Source organism: Streptomyces sp. NPDC091281, from assembly GCF_044757425.1.
GTDB lineage: Bacteria > Actinomycetota > Actinomycetes > Streptomycetales > Streptomycetaceae > Streptomyces.
This window is the reverse complement of record NZ_JBIVUY010000016.1, coordinates 119390-135262: the sequence shown is the minus strand read 5'-3', so window position 1 is coordinate 135262 and position 15873 is coordinate 119390. Positions and strand designations below refer to the sequence as shown.

Below are 15873 nucleotides of genomic sequence, written 5' to 3'. Positions count from 1 at the left end.
GAACGAGTGATCCCGTCCCGGCCGCCCGCCCGGCACCGGACCCCCGCCGGACCGTCCGCCGCCCTCCCGCGCGACGCGCCCGTCACCCGGACGGCCGATGTCGGTGCCCGCCGCTAGCGTGCACGGCCATGACCGGACCCATCGCTGCCCACGCATCCGCCGAGCCGCCCGCCGAACCCGGCTTCGTCGCCGACACCCGTGCCTTCTACGACACCGTCGCCGAGGACTACTCCCGGCAGTTCCACGACGTCCTCGCGCGGCTGCCGACCGAGCGGGCCGTGCTCGGGCTCTACGCCGAGCTGGTGGGCGCCGGAGGCCGGGTCGCCGACCTCGGGTGCGGGCCGGGGGAGGTGACCGGGCTGCTCGCGGCGCTCGGGCTGGACGTGTGGGGACTGGACCTGTCGGCGTCGATGCTGGCGATCGCCCGGCGCGGGAACCCCGGACTCCGCTTCGAGCGGGGTTCGATGCTGGACCTGGCGGCCGCCGGTGTCGCCGACGGCTCCCTGGACGGGGTCGTCTGCTGGTACTCCTCCCTCCACACCCCCGCCGAGGAGCTGCCCCGGCTGTTCGCCGGGTTCCGGCGGGTCCTGGCGCCCGGCGGGCATCTCCTGGTGGCGTTCCAGGTGGGCGACGAGCCCAAGCGGCACGAACGGCCCTGGGGGCATCCCGTGAGCCTCGACTTCCGGCGGCGCAGGCCGGGGACGGTCACGGCGCTGCTGACCGCCGCCGGGTTCTCCGTACGGTCGACGACGGTCCGCGCGCCGGAGACCGGGCAGGGGGAGGCGGTCCCGCAGGCGTACGTGGTCGCGCGGGCGGAGTGAGCCCGGTCCCCTCCCCGCTTCTCCCCGGCCGGTCCCCTCCCCCGCCGGGACGCGCGGCAGGGGAGGGAAGGGGCGGGGTCCGGTGCCGGCAGGGGGTCAGGTGGGGTCGAAGGCGACGAAGCGGAGTTCCGAGGTGTAGCGGCGGGCCTGGTCGTCGGTGAGCCAGGTCTGATCCGGGGCGGGCAGCATCTCGGTGAAGGTGACGCGGGCGGCCGGGTCGGTGCGGGCCGCGCGGCGCAGGGCCTTGGCGAGGATGGTGACGTAGACCGGGCTGTCGAAGTCGACGTAGAACGGGCGGGGTTCGGTCGGGGAGACGACGAAGACGTGGCGGGGCAGGCCGAGGCCGTCGCGCCAGTGGCGGGCCCGGACGAAGCGGCGGGCCTCGTCCTTCTCGTCGGCGAACGCGGCCTCCCCGGCGGCGAGCCGCCAGGTCTCGCGGGCGACGACCATGCGGTCGACGGTGACGCGGGGCGTGTGGTCGGCGGGCGGGAGCGGCTGGAACAGGTCCATGGACAGGGTGGTCAGGACGTGGGCGAAGACGTCCACCGCCGGGAGGACCGTGCCGTCCGGGAGCCGGACGACGAGGGAGCCGTCGTGGTCCTCGACGCGGGCGTCGGCGCTGCGGTCGACGCGGGGCCCCGCCGGGTCGGCGGTGAAGTCGGTGAGGGCGATCTGCCGGTCCCGGCGCCGGACGAGCGCGTTGCGGACCCGTACGGAGAGACGGGAGCGGTGCTCCTTGGGGAGCAGCGGCATGAGCCGGGGCGCCGGGTGGTCGCGGTCGGTGAGAACGAACAGCTCGGCGACGTCCGGGTGCTGGTGGGTGAAGAGGGAGGCGCCCAGGGTGTTGGAGGCGAGGTGGAGTTCGCCGAGGACGAGGGTGAAGTCGCCGCGGGCCACCGCCTCGGCGCCGTCGGCCACGATCATCACGTCGGGGCTGAGATGGCGGGCCGCCGTCCAGCCGCCGCCGCGCTCCCCGAACTCCCGGCGGACCGCCGCCTCGATGTCGGCGGCGCGGACGGTGACTCGGCGGGCGTCGGCGGGGAGGTCCAGGACGCGGCGCCAGCGCGCCGCGAACTCGGCCTGGAGGGTGCTCGCGGCGGCGCGGGCGGCGCCGTGCAGCACGGGCAGGCAGGCGAACCAGAAGGCCGCGAGGTCCACCGGCCCGTCGGCGGCGAGCCGGTCGTACACCCGGCGGGTCTCGGCCGTCACCTCGGCGGCCAGGCTCGCGGTGAGCCAGCCGGCGCTGTCCATCAGCAGCCGCAGCGGGGCCAGCGCGTCCAGGACGGCCGGGCCGAGGCGGGCGGTGGCGGAGCGGCGGGCGTCGGCGTAGACGAGTGCCCGGCAGGGAGCGGTGGCGGCGGACTTCTCCCGTACGGCGGCCGTGGCCGTGAGGTCGGTGAACTCGGCCTCCAGTGCGCCGAGCGCCGCCACCAGGCTGTCCACGTCGTCGGCGGCGGCCACCTCCGCGCGGGCCCGCTCCAGCCGGTCGAGGGCGGCCAGGCCCCGGCGGCGGGGTCCGGGCGCGCCGACGGTGTCCAGCCAGGCCCGCAGCGAGCGGTCCGGGTGGGTGCCGGCGGGCACTTCGAGCCGCCACACCACCCAGCGCCGGGCGACGAGGTCGGCCAGGACGGCGGGCACGTCGACGGCGGGCAGCGCCTCGGCGATCGCGCGGGCCGCGGTGACCCCGTCGCAGCGGGCCAGGACGGCGGCGGTCGCGGCGGGCACGGTCACCGGGCGGCGGCCGGGCACGTGGACCCGGCCGGTGACGCCGTCGCCGTCGGCGTCGAGCCGGACGAACGGCACCCGCCGGGGCGCGACCCACTCCCGCACCGCGGGGTCCTCGTCCAGCGTCCTCGCCAGCGCGTCGATCGCCCAACTGGCCCAGTACACCGTGGACTCGGCGGTCAGGCCCGTGCCGGGGTCGACGGTCACGCCGGTCGCGGCCGGGTCCCAGCGGCCCCAGCCGACCGGGCCGAAGAAGCCGATCGTGTCGTTCTTCACGCAGAACCGCTGCCAGTAGTGCGCGACGAGTTCCTCCCGCTGACGCGGCATGCTGCTGCGGGCGTCCGCACCCGGCCGCCACCGCAGGAACGGCGCGATGCCGGTCCGCAGGACCGTGGGGTTCTGCCAGGCGACGGCCTGCCGGAACGACGGGCCGCGCGCGATGTCCTGGAGGGTGTGGGCGGTCTCCACGGCCGTGTCCGCGAACAGGTCACGGAAGTCGGCCCAGGCGGGCCCGTCGAGGGCGTCGGCGGGGGTGAACTTGTCGGCCGCCTCCGCGAGTCCGGGCGGGGCCAGCCGCAGCACCCCGTCGGCGGGGAAGCCCGGCCCGCGCAGGGCGAACTGCTCCCACAGCCGCCAGCGGCCGAGGGACGGCACGAGGTCTTCGGTCATGTCACGGCTCTCCTTGGCGAGCGGGGGCGGACGGCCTGGCGGGACGGGGAGTTCAGGCGATGCCGTAGTCGGCGTCGACGACCTCGGCCAGGTCGCGCGGGGTGGGGTAGGCGAAGACCAGCGAGACCGGGACGTCGGCGCCCAGGTGCTCCTGGAGGCGTCCGGTGATCTGGAACGCGGTGAGGGAGTCGCCGCCCGCCTCGTAGAAGTCGGTGTCCGCGTCGAAGTCCGGCACGGCGAACACGTCGCGGAAGATGCCGACGAGCAGGTCGACCGTGGAGACGGCCGGGGCGGTGGCGACGGCGGTGGCGGTGGCGGTGTTCTGCGACATGGTGAGTGCTCCTCGGTGAGAGATCCCGGGCGGGATGCAAGGGGGCTACGGGGTCTACGGGTTGGGGTGGTGCGGGTTCTGCGGGTTGGGGTTCTGCGGGGTGAGGCGGTGGAGGGAGCGCAGGCGGGCGGGGGTGTTGCCGCCGGAGACGACGGCGACGGCCCGTTCGCGGCGGGCGGCGCGCAGCGCCCCGGCGAGGGCGACCGCGCCGCTCGGTTCGGCGCCGACGCCGTGGCGGCGCAAGAGGTCGGCGGCAGCCAGGATCTCGGCGTCGGAGACGGCGATCAGGTCGTCGACGCGGTCGCGGATGATCGGGTACGGCACCTGGCCGGGTCGCTGGCCGCGCAGCCCGTCGGCGACTGTCGATGAGGGCGCGAGGCGGACCGGGCCGCCCGCGGCGAGGGAGCGGGCGTAGCGCGGGGTGGTGGCCGGTTCCACGCCGACCACCCGGACCGGGCGGTCGGCGGCGGCGAGGCAGACGCCCGCGAGGAGCCCGCCGCCGCCGGTCGGGACGTAGACGGTGTCGGTGGCGGGGGCGTCGGCGAGGAGTTCGAGGCCGACGGTGCCCTGGCCCGCGACGATCAGCGGGTGGTCGGAGGACGGAACGAGGACGGCGCCGGTGCGGTCCGCCAGGGCCCGCGCGTGGTCCTCCCGTTCGGCGACTCCCCCGCCCACCTGGACGGTGTCGGCGCCGAGCGCACGGATGGCGGCGGCCTTCGCGGGAGCGGCGCCCGCGGCGAGGACGACGGTGAGGCGGACGCCGAGGGTGCGGGCGAGGAGGGCGAGCGCGATGCCGTGGTTGCCGGAGGAGCCGGTGACGACGTGGTCGGCGCCGAGGACGAGGAGGGCGTTGGCGGCGCCGCGGGTCTTGAACGAGCCGCCGTGCTGGAGGTGTTCGGCCTTCAGCAGCAGCCGTGTCCCGCCCGCCCCGGTGACCGGGCCGGGCAGCAGCGGGGTGCGGACGGTGTGGCGGGCGATGCGGGCCGCGGCGGCGGCGACGTCGGCGAGGGTGGGCGTGAGGGTGGGCGTGAGGGCGGGCGCCGGGGCGTGGTCGCCGGGCGGGAGGGGGGCCGGGGGCGGGGAGGGGCGGAGTCCGGTGGCGGTCATGACGGTCTCCCGGCGAGCAGGCCGCGGCGGTCGGTCTTGCCCGCCCGGTTCACGGGCAGGGCGGTGTGCCGCCGGAAGGTGCGCGGCATCAGGTGGGGCGGCAGCGAGCGGGCCAGGTGGGTGCGGAGGGCGCCGTCGGATACGCCGTCGAGGCCGCCGGTGACGTGGGCGAGGAGGTAGGTGCGTCCCTGGTCGTCGGTGCCGGGCACGACGGCGGCGCCGGTGACGGCCGGGTGGGTCAGCAGGGCGCCCTCGATCTCGGCCGGGTCCACGCGGTAGCCGCGGATCTTGACCTGGCGGTCGGTGCGGCCGACGTAGCGCAGTCCGTCCGGGCCCCAGTGTCCGAGGTCGCCGGTGCGGTAGAGGCGGGCGCCGGGCGGGCCCCACGGGTCGGGCACGAAGCGCGCGGCGGTGCGGGAGGGGCGGCCGCCGTAGCCGCGGGCCACCCCGGCCCCGCCGAGGTACACCTCGCCCACGGTGCCGTCCGGGACGGGGTCGAGGGCGGCGTCCAGGACCCGGACCAGGGTGCCGGTGCGGGGGGTGCCCACGGGGTCATCGGCGGGGTCGGGGTCGGCGGGGACGTCGTGGCGGGTGGTGGTCATGGTGCACTCGGTCGGGCCGTACTGGTTGACCAGCCGGCCGGGGGCGAGGCGGCGGCCGCCCGCGGCGAGGAACGGCCGCAGGGACTCGCCGCTGGACGCGACCAGCGTCACCCCGGCCAGCGGGTCGGTGAGGCCGGGGTGTCCGGCCAGGTGGGTGAGGAAGGACGGGGTGGTGCTGAGCAGGGCCGTGACCCGGTGCTCGCGCACGGTGCGGGCGAACTCCTCGGGGCGCAGCAGCCGGGCCCGCTCCACGATCACCACCCGGCCGCCCGCGAGCAGCGGGGCGAAGGTGTCGCGGATCGACGCGTCGTAGCCGGGGGGCGCGGTCTGGAGGGCGACGGTGCCGGGGCCGAGGCCGAAGGCGCGGGCGGTGTCGCGGAGGTAGAGGTCGAGCGCCGCGTGTTCGATGAGGACGGCGCTGGGCTCGCCCGTGCTGCCGGAGGTGTGGGTGACGTAGGCGAGGGAGCGCGGCTCGACCGGGGGCGGCGTGGTGGCGGGGGCCGGGGGCGGGGGGCCGTCCAGCCGTACGGTGGGCAGGCCGAGGGCGAGCCGGTCCGCGAGGGCGCCGGTCGTCAGCAGCAGGCGGGCGCCCGCGCCGCGGGTGAACGCGGCGAGCCGCTCGCGGGGCTGGCCGGGGTCGAGGCTGAGGAAGGCGGCCCCGCTGCGCAGGACGGCCGCCACGGCGGCCACGGCGTCGGCGCCGGGCTCGACGGCCACCGCGCACACCGTCTCCGGGCGGGCGCCGCGGTCCCTCAGCAGCCGCGTCAACTCCTCGACGCGGGCGGCGAGTCGGGCGTACGTCACCTCGCCGTCGGGGGTGGAGAGCGCGACGCGGCCGGGGTGGCGGGCGGCGTGCGCGAGGAGGTCGTCGGCGACCGTGCGCATCACGCCTCCCCCGCCCCGGTGACGGTCTGGTCGACGGCCACGAAGCGCAGTTCCGAGGTGTGGCGGCGGCCCTGGTCGTCGGTGAGCCAGGCCTGCTCGGGGGTGGGCAGCATCTCGCTGACCTTGAGGCGGGCCGCAGGGTCCTTGCGGGCGAGGCGGCGGGCGGCCTTGGCGAGGATGGTGACGTAGACGGGGCTGTCGAAGTCCACGTAGAACGGGCGGGGTTCGGTCGGGGAGACCACGAACACGAAGCGGGGCAGGTCGTGCCGCCGCTGCCAGTGGCGGGCCCGCACGAAACGGACGGCCTCGTCCTTGTCGTCGGCGAAGTCGACGTCGGTGACCGGGAGTTGCCAGGTCTCGCGGGCCACGGTCACCCGGTCGAGGGTGATGCGCGGGGTGTGGTCGCCGTCGGGCCGCAGCGTGAAGCGGTCCATCACGCGCTGGGTGAGGGTGTTGGCGTACACGTCGAGCAGGTCGTACGTGCCGCCGTCGGGGAGGACGGCCGTCAGCCGCCCGTCCGGGCCCTCGGTGACCCGGACGTCGGCGCCGAGCACCGTGCGCGGGCGGTACGGGTCGCCGGTCTGGTCGACCAGGGCGACGTAGTGGTCCTCGGGCCGGTCCAGCGAGGGGCGGCTGCGGCTGGACCACTTCAGGGGCAGCTCCTTGGGGAGCATGGGCAGCAGCCGGGGGCCGGGGAAGTCCCGCGTGGTCTCGGCGAGCAGTTCGCCGCGGTCGGGGTGCTGGTGCACGAACAGGGAGGCGCCCATGGTGTTCAGCGCGCAGTGCATCTCGCCGAGGACGAGGTCGACGTCGCCGCGGGCGAAGGCCTCGTCGTCGGCCGCCGAGACCAGCAGGTCGGGGCTGATGTAGCGGGCCAGGGACCAGCCGTCGCCCGGCTCGTCGAACTCCCGGCGCACCGCGTCGGCCAGTTCGGCCGTGGTGCGCCGCACCCGGCGCGCGCCGGGCGGCAGGTCGAGGACGCGGGCCCACTTGGCGCGCAGCTCGGCCTGCACGGCGTCGATGAGGTCGCCCGCCTCGGGGTGCGGGGAGGGCAGGGTGTGCAGCCACAGGGCGGTCAGGTCGACGGGGCGGCCGTCGGCGGCCAGCCGGTCGTACGCGGTGCGCAGGCGGGCGCGGATGCCGTCGGCGAAACGGTTGGTCATCCAGCGGGCGGCGGTCAGGCACAGCTGGAGCGGCTCCAGCCGGGCGAGGAGCGCGGCCCCGGCCTCGGCGGTGGCGGCGCGGCGGGCGTCGGAGTAGACGAGGCCGCGGCAGGGGGCGGTGCGGGCGCCCTTGGCGCGCTGGGCCTCGGAGTCGGTGAGCGCGGCGAAGTCCGTCTCCAGCGCGGTGACGGCGGCGGTCAGCGCTTCGGCGTCCGAGCCGGCGGCGCGGACGGCGTCCCGGCCCCGTTCCAGGACGGCCAGCCGGTCCAGGGCGCGTTCGCGGGCCGCGTCGTCGGGGACGCGTTCCAGGATGCGCCGCAGCGCGCGGTCGGGGTGGGTGTCCGCGGGCACCTCCAGCCGCCGGTGCACCCAGCGGCGCCGCACCAACTCCCGTACGGTCTCCTCGACTTCGGCGGGGTCGAGGTCCAGCTCGGCGGCGAGGGCCGCGGTGGGGCGGGTGCCGTCGCAGCGCTCCAGTACGGCGCTCTGGCGCGCGGTGACCGGCTGCGCGGGGCGGCCGGGAACGGTGACGGCGCCGTCCGCGACCCGGGCCAGGGAGACCCGGTACGGCGGTATCCAGCGCATCAGGTCGGCGTCTTCGGCCAGGACCTTGGCGAGCGCGTCGATCGCCCAGCCGGAGAAGTAGACCTCCTGGGCGGCGAGGAAGCCCTCGCCCGCGTCGACGGTCACGGCGCCCGGCGCGGCGGTGTTCCAGCGGCCCCAGCCGACCGGCCCGAAGAAGCCGATCGTGTCGTTCTTCACGCAGAACCGCTGCCAGTAGTGCGCGACCAGCTCCTCCCGCTGGCGCGGCATGCTGCTGCGGGCGTCCACGCCCGGCCGCCACCGCAGGAACGGCGCGATGCCCGTCCGCAGGACCGCCGGGTTCTGCCAGGCCAAGGCCGCCTGGAAGCGGGCCTGGCGGGCCACGTCCTGGAGCAGTCCGGCCGTGTGGACGGCGGCCTCGGACAGTTCCGCGGCGAACGCCTGCCAGTCGGCGCCGGACAGCTCGGTGCCGGGGCCGAACTTGTCGGCCGCCTCGGCGAGTCCGGGCGGGGCCAGCCGCAGCACCCCGTCGGCGGGGAAACCCGGGCCGCGCAGCGCGAACTGCTCCCACAGCCGCCAGCCTCCGCCGGGCAGCAGAACGGGTGCGTGCTCCTGCGACATCGCGTGCTCCTTCCGAAAAGGGGGTGCGGGACTCACGCCCCGGACGGCGCGGGCCGCCGGTTCGCCGCCGGTGTCCCGGCCGAGAGCACGGTCCCGCGGCGGGGGCGGGGGCCACCAGAGAAGTTCCGGCAGCAACACGCGCCGCCGGGTCGGCGCGTTCGGCCCTGATCCGGGGGCGGGGGCCGCGGGCACGCTGGCCCCGTCGGCCTCTGACCCGCGGCCGGCTCCACTCATCTGCGGGAGGTTCACCGTGACGCGACCCGACCTCACGACCGGCCCGGCCGGCGCGCCGTCCGGTCCGGGCAGCGACGAGGCGTATCTCGTCGTGCGCAACGACGAGGAGCAGTACTCGATCTGGCGGGCGGACCGCGACCTGCCCGCCGGCTGGTACCCGGAGGGGGTGCGCGGCAGCCGTCAGGAGTGCCTGGACCACATCGACGTGGTCTGGACCGACATGCGCCCCCTCAGCCTGCGCCGCCGGCCGGCCGGGGCAGATGTCTGACGGCCGACCGGGCGGTACCGGTGGGCCCACCGGTACCCGGGCGCCGGGCGGGGCGGGCGCACCCGCCCCGCCGCGGTCGTCGGCCCGGTCACCGTCCCCGCCGTCAGCCCATGCGGCGCTCGGGCCGCTTCCGCCGGGGCGGCTCTGCCCGGCCGTGCTGGACCTGTCCGGACCGGGCGGCCCGGCGGACCTCGCGGGCCCGCGCCCGCTGCGCGGCCCCCTGGAGCTGTACCTCGCCCAGGTGGCCGCGCAGGACGAACAGGCCCTGGAACACGCCCGCGAGCTGCTGGACGCGGAGGAGCGGGCGCGGGCGGCGGCCTTCCGGCACGACCGCGACCGGGACGCCTACGTGGTGGCGCACGCCGCGCTGCGCGGGGTGCTGAGCGTGCTGCTCGGGGTCCGCGCGCAGGCGCTGCCGCTGGCGCGGGAGCCCTGCGCGGGCTGCGGCGGCCCGCACGGGCGGCCGGTCGTGCGCGCCCCCGGAGTGCACTTCTCGCTGTCGCACAGCGGGGGCCTGGTGATGGTGGCGCTGGCGCCGGAGCCGGTCGGCGTGGACGTGGAGGGGCTGGCCTCCGTGCGGGCGGTGCTCGGCGCGCAGTCGGCGCTGCACCGCGCGGAGTCCGAGGAGCTGGCGCGGCTGCCCGCGGCGGCGCGCCCGGAGGCGTTCACCCGGACCTGGGTGCGCAAGGAGGCCTACCTGAAGGGCCTCGGCACCGGTCTGGTCCGCGACCCGTCGCTCGACTACGTCGGCACCGGCCCCCACCCGGTGGTCCCGTCCCCGGGATGGTCCCTGCGGGACGTCCTGGTCCCCACGGGCTACGCGGCGGCCGTCGCCGTCCGCACCCCGCCGTGAGGAGCGGCCACCGCACCACCTGGGGGCCGGTCCGCGGGCCGGCCCCCCTGGCGCTCCGTACGGGCGGCGTGCGGGGCCGGACCCCGGTCCTCCGAGCGTATTACCATCGCGCTCGTGACCGCTCCGGAACCGACCGTCCTCGCCACTTCGGGGGGCTATCGCGCGGGCTCGCGCACCCGGCTGCGCTTCGACGCGCTGGTGCACCACGCGGTCGACCTCTCCGGCGCGCACGGCAGACGGCCCCGCGTGCTGTACGTCGGTACGGCGACGGGCGACGCGGAGCATCTGACGGCGCGGGTGAGCGAGGCGGCCCGCGTGGCGGGGTTCGAGCTGACGCCGCTCCAGCTGTTCCCGATGCCGAACGTCGACGACGTCGAGGGCACGGTCCTGGACCACGACGTGGTGTGGGTGATGGGCGGCTCGGTGGCCAACCTGCTGGCGGTGTGGCGGGTGCACGGCCTGGACGCGGTGCTGCGCCGCGCATGGCGGGCGGGCGTCGTGCTGGCCGGGGTGAGCGCCGGTTCCCTCTGCTGGTACGAGGGCGGGGCGACCGACTCGTTCGGACCCGAACTACGTTCTGTGACCGACGGGTTGGCGCTGCTGCCGTACGGGAACGGCGTGCACTACGACTCCGACGCCGGGCGGCGCCCGCTGATCCACCGGCTGGTCGGCGAGGGGGTCTTCCGGTCGGCCCACTGCACCGACGACGGGGTCGGCCTGGTCTACCGGGGCACCGAACTGGCCGAGGTCGTGACGGAGGAGCCCGGCAAGGCCGCGTACGTCGTGAGCCGTGAGGGCGGGCGGGTCGTCGAGGAGCGGCTCACGCCGCGCGTGCTGCCGTCACCCGCGCGCTGACACGGGCGGGGACGGCACGGGGGGCGGCACGGGGGGCGGCGCCGGGGGGTGCGTCAGACCAGCCCGTGGCGGACCGCATGGGCCACCGCGTGGGCGCGGTTGCGGACCTGGAGGCGGGACATGACCTCGTAGATGACGTTCTTGACGGTGTGTTCGGAGCAGCCGAGCAGGCGGGCGATGTCGGCGTTGGCGTGGCCGTCGGCCATCAGGCGCAGGACGGACGCCTGCCGGACGGTCAGGGCGGGCGGCCGGGCGGCCCCGCCGGAGGAACCGGGACCGGTGCCCGAACCCGCGCCGGACGCCGGGGCGTCGGACGCCGGGCCGGACGGGTCGCGGGAGTCGGCGGGGTCGCGGAGCAGGAGGTGGGCGAGTTCCTGGTAGGGGATGCTCGGCTGCGGGCGGGCGGCGCGGCGGACCGCGGCGGCCAGGGCCGGTGCGGTGAGGCCGGCGGCCGGGAGGACGACCGCCCCGGACCGCAGGGCGCGCAGGCGTCCGGCCCGGTCCGCGGTGTCGCAGACCAGGACCAGCGGACCGCTCACCCGCACGGCGCGCAGGGCCTGTTCGGCGTCCGCGGCGACCCGGACGGTGACGGCCCCCGGCGCGGTGGCGGCCGGGTCCGCGGTCTCGGTCGCGCAGGTCAGTCCGGCCCGGCGGGCCAGGGCGCGGACCCGGTCGGCGCCGCGCGCGGGCGGCACCCGTACGACGAGGGGGGCCGCCGGCGGGGCGGGGGCCGGGACCGCCCGCAGGCGGGGCGCGGGGGCGCGGAGCGGGGCCGGGGCGGGCGCGAGGGCCAGGGCCAGGGCGGGGGTCACAGGAGGCCCGCCCGGAGCGCGTAGGCCACCGCGTGGGCGCGGTTGCGCAGCCGGAACCGCTGGGTGATGTCGTGCACGACGGTGGTGACGGTGCGCGGCGAGTAGCACAGCCGCTGGGCGATCTCGGCCGTCTCGTGCCCGTCGGCGACCAGCCGCAGCACCGAGCGTTCCCGGTCCGACAGCATGCGGTCGCGCCAGCCGTCGCCGCCGTGCCGGGCGGGGGCGGGGCGGTCGAGGATCTGGTCGAGCAGGTCGGGGGGCAGGGTGCAGTCGTCGCGGGCGGCGGCCAGCACCGCGTGGGCGAGGCGTGCCGCGTCGGCCTCGCGGCGCGGCAGCAGGCCCCGCGCACCCGCGGCGAGGGCGTGCAGGGCGTCGCCGGAGGCGAGCGCGCCCGCCACCAGGACGACGGCCGGGCTGTGCGGGTGGGCGCGGACGGTGCGCACCATGTCGAGTTCGGCGGGGCCGAGCAGGTCGACGGTGAGCACGGCGACCCGCGCGTCCTGGAGATCGCACACGGTCAGCTCCGGGCAGGCCAGCAGCGTCATGCGCGTGCCGGTCTCCAGCACCGGGTCGAGGGCGACCACACCGACGGATACGGATGCTCCCATCTGCTGCTCCTAGGAAGGTCGTCGCCCGGTCGTGGCGCTCCGGGCGGTCAGGGGTGGGGACTTGGGCACCACCGTGCCGTGCGGGGCGGACGGGGGACATCGGTAGCCGGTCCCCACGTTTCCCCGGCCGCGACAGGGCCGGGCCCCCGTACGGTCGCGTCGGCACCCCCGCCGTGGGGGCGGTGCGGTGGCCCGTACGGGTCCGGCGGGCGGGGGCGGGGTGTCCGGCGGGGCCGGGTGGGGGTCGGGCGGGCCGTCGTGGGGGCCCGGGCGGGGCGGTCGTACGGCGTGGGGCGGCGCGGGTGGGGGCCGTGAGGGGCCGGGCAGGGGGAGAACGGGACCCGTGACGGGGGTGCCGAGGCGCGGAACGCGTCGCTCCGGGGGCCGGGCCGCCCCGGCGGGGTTCCGCTCCCCCATGCGCGCACGAGGGTCGGCACCCGCTCCGACCTGCGGTGACGACCGGTGGGGCCGGTCGCCACGGGGCCCGTACCCAGGGGGTGGGTGGAGGGCCGCGCAGAATATGGGGGCTGCTTACCCATGTGGGGGGTCCGGGGGTCTGGGACGTTCTTCCTGTGACTGACACCGCCAGCCTCCCGACCTCCCGGAGCGCCGACCTCCCCGCCGAGTGGTGGGCCCCGGCCCTCACCCTCACGGAACGGCTCGCCGCCCCCGGGAACGCCGGGGCGCCCGCGGGCCCCCTCCCCGCCGACGCGGCGCCCTGGGCCGCCGGTGACCCGGAGGGCTTCGCGCTCCGGCTCGCCCGCCTCGGGGTGGACGAGGCCGGGGCCGCGGCCCTGGCGGCGGAACCCGCCGCCCGGCTGGCCGCCCGCGCCGCCGAGCCCGACTGGGCGCGGTTCGCGGCGGCGGTCCTCGCCACCGCCCCGTGGGAACCGGTACGGCAGCACGACACCGGCAGCGACACAGGTACAGGCACAGGCACCGGCACAGGCACCGGCACCGGCACCGGAAGCGACCCGGCCGCGGGCGCCGACGACGCCGAGGTCTTCGCGCCGGTCGTCCGGCCGCTGGTCGCCGAGGCGGGCGCCCGGCTCGCCGCGCGGCTGCCGGCCGGCCCGGACGCCGAACGGGCCGTGTGGCGGGCGGCGTTCGAGCGGCGGCTCGGCCACCAGCTGGTCCGGCAGGCGGCCCGCACCCTGGTCCGGGAACTCGACCGGGCCCGCCGCGCGGGACGGCTGACGGGCGGCGGCCCGCGTGCACGGTTCGCCTCCTTCGTCGCCGCCACCGGCACCCGGCAGGGCCTCGCCGCCCTCTTCGCCGCGTACCCGGTCCTCGCCCGGATGCTGGCCCGGACCGCCCTGGACGCCGTCGACGCCACCGCCGAACTCGCCGCGCGCCTCACGGCCGACCGCGCCGACCTCGCCGCCGGGCTCCTCGGCGGCGACCCCGGCCCGCTGACCCGGCTGGAGCTGGGGCGCGGCGACGCCCACCGGGGCAACCGGGCCGTCGCGGTCCTGGAGTTCGCCGGGGGCGCGCGGCTCGTCCACAAGCCCCGGCCGCTCGACCAGCACGCCCTGCTGGACGAACTCGTCGCCTGGCTGAACGCGAAGGTGCCCGGCCTGGACCTGCGCACCGCGCGCAGCCTGCGCCGCGACGGCTACGGCTGGCTGGAGTTCGTCGAGCACCGCTGGTGCCGGTCGGTGACCGAGACCGACGCCTTCTACCGCCGCCAGGGCGCGCTGCTGGCCCTGCTCTACGCGGTCGACGGCGCCGACATGCACTACGAGAACGTCATCGCCTGCGGCGACCAGCCCGTCCTGGTCGACGCCGAGACGCTCCTGCACACCGGGCTCGGGCAGGCCATGACGGCGGGCGCCGACCCGGCCGCGGACGCCCTGCACACCTCGGTGCACCGCACCTGCCTGCTGCCGCACCTGCTGATCGGCGAGGAGGGCGCGCTCGACATCTCCGCCCTCGGCCGGTCCACCGACGGCACCTTCCCGAGCGAGGGCCTGCGCTGGCTGGACAGCGGCCTGGACACCATGCGCGCCGTGCGGGCCCCGCTGCCCAGCCCGGCCGCGCAGAACCAGCCGCTGCCCGCCGGGCGGCCCCTGGCCGACGCCGACCACCGGGCGGCCCTGATCGAGGGCTTCCGCGCCGGATACGCGGCGCTCGCCGCGCACGGCACCGAACTCCTCGGCGAGGACGGCCCGTTGAGCGCCCGCGGGCAGCGGCCCGCCCGGCTGATCGTCCGCTCCACCCGGCTCTACGCGACGCTGCTGGAGGAGTCGGCGCACCCGGCCCTGCTCGGCGACGCGCTGGCCCGCGAGGGCGTCTTCGCGGTGCTGTGCACCGAGTCCGCGCACGACCCGGCGCGCGCCGGGCTGGTCGAGGACGAGACCGCCGCCCTCTGGCGCGGTGACATCCCCCTCTTCACGCACCTGCCGTCGGGTACGGGGGTCCTGACGGACACGGGGCGCGAGGTGCCCGGCGTCCTGCCGGTGGCGAGCCTGGACGCCGTGCGGGCGAAGATCGCCCGGATGGACGAGGTCGACTGCCACGACCAGGAGTGGATCATCGCCGCGACCCTCGCGGCGCGCGGCGCGGCGGCCCCGGCGGACCGGCCCCGCTCGGAGCTGGCCGCCCGGCGGCTGCCCGCGGTGGTGCCCGGCACGTCACGGCTGCTGGCCGCCGCGTGCGGCATCGCCGACGAGATCGCCGCCCGCGCCGTGCGCGGCGGGGACCGCACCAACTGGCTCGGCCTGGAACGGGTGTCGGGACCGCACTGGGCGGTGCTGCCGATGGGCGCGGGCCTCGCGCAGGGCTACTGCGGGGTCGCGCTCTTCCTGGCCCACGCCGACGCCCTGACCGGCGCCGACCGCTACGCCGGGCCCGCCCGCGACGCCGTACGGCCGCTGCCCGCCCTGCTGAAGGCGCTGGCGGCCGATCCCGAGCTGAGCGCGGCGGCGGGCCCCGGCGCCTACGACGGGATCGGCGGCATCGTGTACGCGCTGCTGCGGCTGTCGGCGCTGCTCGACGAGGACCTGACGGCGTGTCTGCCGGACGCGCTGACCGCGCTCGCGCAGGCCGCGGCGAGCTGCCCGCGGCCGGGGCTCGGCGACGGCACGGCCGGGGCGCTGGCCGCCGCGGTCGCCGCGTACGAGGCGACCGGCGACCCGGCGGCGCTGCGCCTCGCCGACGACGTGGCCGACGCGCTGCTGGCCGCGCTGCCCGGCGGCGTCGCCCCGGCCGGAGCCGCGCCCGGCCTCGCCGACGGCACGGCCGGGATCGGCTGGGCGCTGCTGCGGTACGCGGCCGTACGGCCGGAGCGTGCCGCACGGCACGAGGACGCGGCCCGCGCCCTGCTCGGCGCCGCGCTCCGCGAAGCGGCGGCCGCGCCGGACGCCTCCTGGACGGCGGGGCTCGCCGGAGCGGCGGCCGGAGCCGCCGACAGCGCCCCGCCGGCGGAACTGTCCCGCGCGGCGGCGCTCCTGGCGGACTCCGCGACCGCCCCCGACCTCAGCCTCGGCCAGGGTGCGCTCGGTGTCCTGGACGCCCTGGCCGTGCTCCGCGCACGGGGTGCCGACGGCGCCCCGGCCGCGCTGGACCGGCTGACCGGACAGGCGCTCGCGGTGGTGGAGGCGCAGGACCACCGCTGTGCCACCCCCGACCACGTGCCCTCCCCCGGCCTGCTGACCGGCCTCGCCGGCATCGGCTACGGGCTGCTCCGCCTGGCCCACCCCACGACCGTCCCGTCCGCCTTGCTCCTCGAACTCCCCGACCGCCGGGGCTGATCCGGGCCCGGCCCGGCACCACCG

General features: G+C 77.9%; 12 protein-coding genes. 5 read left to right on the top strand and 7 right to left on the bottom strand.

Annotation, left to right across the window (positions count from 1 at the left end; all coding sequences use genetic code 11):
• The first annotated feature begins 128 nt into the window (after positions 1 to 128).
• Entirely contained in the window at positions 129 to 821 is a 693-nt protein-coding gene (locus ACIQPQ_RS33600; protein WP_401311613.1) for a class I SAM-dependent DNA methyltransferase, read from the top strand.
• Positions 822 to 917: 96 nt separating this feature from the next.
• On the opposite strand, the gene ACIQPQ_RS33595 is transcribed toward ACIQPQ_RS33600, so the two are convergent.
• The 5 genes from ACIQPQ_RS33595 to ACIQPQ_RS33575 are packed head-to-tail and all read right to left on the bottom strand — an operon-like array spanning position 918 to position 8467.
• On the bottom strand, positions 918 to 3215 hold the full coding sequence (locus ACIQPQ_RS33595; RefSeq protein ID WP_401311610.1) for a lantibiotic dehydratase: 2298 nt from the start codon (positions 3213 to 3215) through the stop codon (positions 918 to 920).
• A gap of 52 nt (positions 3216 to 3267) precedes the next feature.
• A complete protein-coding gene (locus tag ACIQPQ_RS33590; RefSeq protein ID WP_401311607.1) occupies positions 3268 to 3546 on the bottom strand; it encodes an acyl carrier protein in 279 nt (92 codons plus the stop codon).
• A gap of 54 nt (positions 3547 to 3600) precedes the next feature.
• Positions 3601 to 4653, bottom strand: coding sequence for a threonine/serine dehydratase (locus ACIQPQ_RS33585; protein ID WP_401311604.1), 1053 nt, complete (start codon positions 4651 to 4653; stop codon positions 3601 to 3603).
• Positions 4650 to 6140: an amino acid adenylation domain-containing protein gene (locus ACIQPQ_RS33580; protein ID WP_401311602.1), complete on the bottom strand. Its 1491-nt coding sequence runs from the start codon at positions 6138 to 6140 to the stop codon at positions 4650 to 4652. Before ACIQPQ_RS33580 ends, ACIQPQ_RS33585 begins: the two co-directional genes overlap by 4 nt.
• A complete protein-coding gene (locus ACIQPQ_RS33575) occupies positions 6140 to 8467 on the bottom strand; it encodes a lantibiotic dehydratase (RefSeq protein WP_401311599.1) in 2328 nt (775 codons plus the stop codon). Before ACIQPQ_RS33575 ends, ACIQPQ_RS33580 begins: the two co-directional genes overlap by 1 nt.
• Positions 8468 to 8717: 250 nt before the next feature.
• On the opposite strand from ACIQPQ_RS33575, the gene ACIQPQ_RS33570 reads away from it, so the two are divergent.
• The 3 genes from ACIQPQ_RS33570 to ACIQPQ_RS33560 all read left to right on the top strand — a co-directional run bounded on the left by ACIQPQ_RS33570 (position 8718) and on the right by ACIQPQ_RS33560 (position 10677).
• Positions 8718 to 8969: an MbtH family protein gene (locus ACIQPQ_RS33570; protein ID WP_401311596.1), complete on the top strand. Its 252-nt coding sequence runs from the start codon at positions 8718 to 8720 to the stop codon at positions 8967 to 8969.
• 154 nt (positions 8970 to 9123) lie between these two features.
• On the top strand, positions 9124 to 9822 hold the full coding sequence (locus ACIQPQ_RS33565; RefSeq protein ID WP_401311593.1) for a 4'-phosphopantetheinyl transferase family protein: 699 nt from the start codon (positions 9124 to 9126) through the stop codon (positions 9820 to 9822).
• A gap of 114 nt (positions 9823 to 9936) precedes the next feature.
• Positions 9937 to 10677 (top strand): Type 1 glutamine amidotransferase-like domain-containing protein, encoded by a 741-nt coding sequence (locus tag ACIQPQ_RS33560; RefSeq protein WP_383782442.1) that lies wholly within the window; start codon positions 9937 to 9939, stop codon positions 10675 to 10677.
• 53 nt (positions 10678 to 10730) lie between these two features.
• Here the strand turns inward: ACIQPQ_RS33560 and ACIQPQ_RS33555 are convergent, their stop codons facing one another.
• Together ACIQPQ_RS33555 and ACIQPQ_RS33550 are read right to left on the bottom strand one after the other, a co-directional pair.
• Positions 10731 to 11489, bottom strand: a complete 759-nt coding sequence (locus ACIQPQ_RS33555) for a LuxR C-terminal-related transcriptional regulator (protein ID WP_401311589.1) — start codon at positions 11487 to 11489, stop codon at positions 10731 to 10733.
• Complete coding sequence (locus ACIQPQ_RS33550; protein WP_383782446.1) at positions 11486 to 12097, bottom strand: DNA-binding response regulator; 612 nt, start codon at positions 12095 to 12097, stop codon at positions 11486 to 11488. Before ACIQPQ_RS33550 ends, ACIQPQ_RS33555 begins: the two co-directional genes overlap by 4 nt.
• 572 nt (positions 12098 to 12669) lie before the next feature.
• On the opposite strand from ACIQPQ_RS33550, the gene ACIQPQ_RS33545 reads away from it, so the two are divergent.
• On the top strand, positions 12670 to 15849 hold the full coding sequence (locus ACIQPQ_RS33545; RefSeq protein WP_401311587.1) for a type 2 lanthipeptide synthetase LanM family protein: 3180 nt from the start codon (positions 12670 to 12672) through the stop codon (positions 15847 to 15849).
• The last annotated feature ends 24 nt before the right edge of the window (positions 15850 to 15873 follow it).

Coding starts and splice junctions, on each gene's coding strand:
- ACIQPQ_RS33600 (WP_401311613.1), top strand. CDS start 129: ATGACCGGACCCATCGCTGCCCACGCATCCGCCGAGCCGCCCGCCGAA.
- ACIQPQ_RS33595 (WP_401311610.1), bottom strand. CDS start 3,215: ATGACCGAAGACCTCGTGCCGTCCCTCGGCCGCTGGCGGCTGTGGGAG.
- ACIQPQ_RS33590 (WP_401311607.1), bottom strand. CDS start 3,546: ATGTCGCAGAACACCGCCACCGCCACCGCCGTCGCCACCGCCCCGGCC.
- ACIQPQ_RS33585 (WP_401311604.1), bottom strand. CDS start 4,653: ATGACCGCCACCGGACTCCGCCCCTCCCCGCCCCCGGCCCCCCTCCCG.
- ACIQPQ_RS33580 (WP_401311602.1), bottom strand. CDS start 6,140: ATGCGCACGGTCGCCGACGACCTCCTCGCGCACGCCGCCCGCCACCCC.
- ACIQPQ_RS33575 (WP_401311599.1), bottom strand. CDS start 8,467: ATGTCGCAGGAGCACGCACCCGTTCTGCTGCCCGGCGGAGGCTGGCGG.
- ACIQPQ_RS33550 (WP_383782446.1), bottom strand. CDS start 12,097: ATGGGAGCATCCGTATCCGTCGGTGTGGTCGCCCTCGACCCGGTGCTG.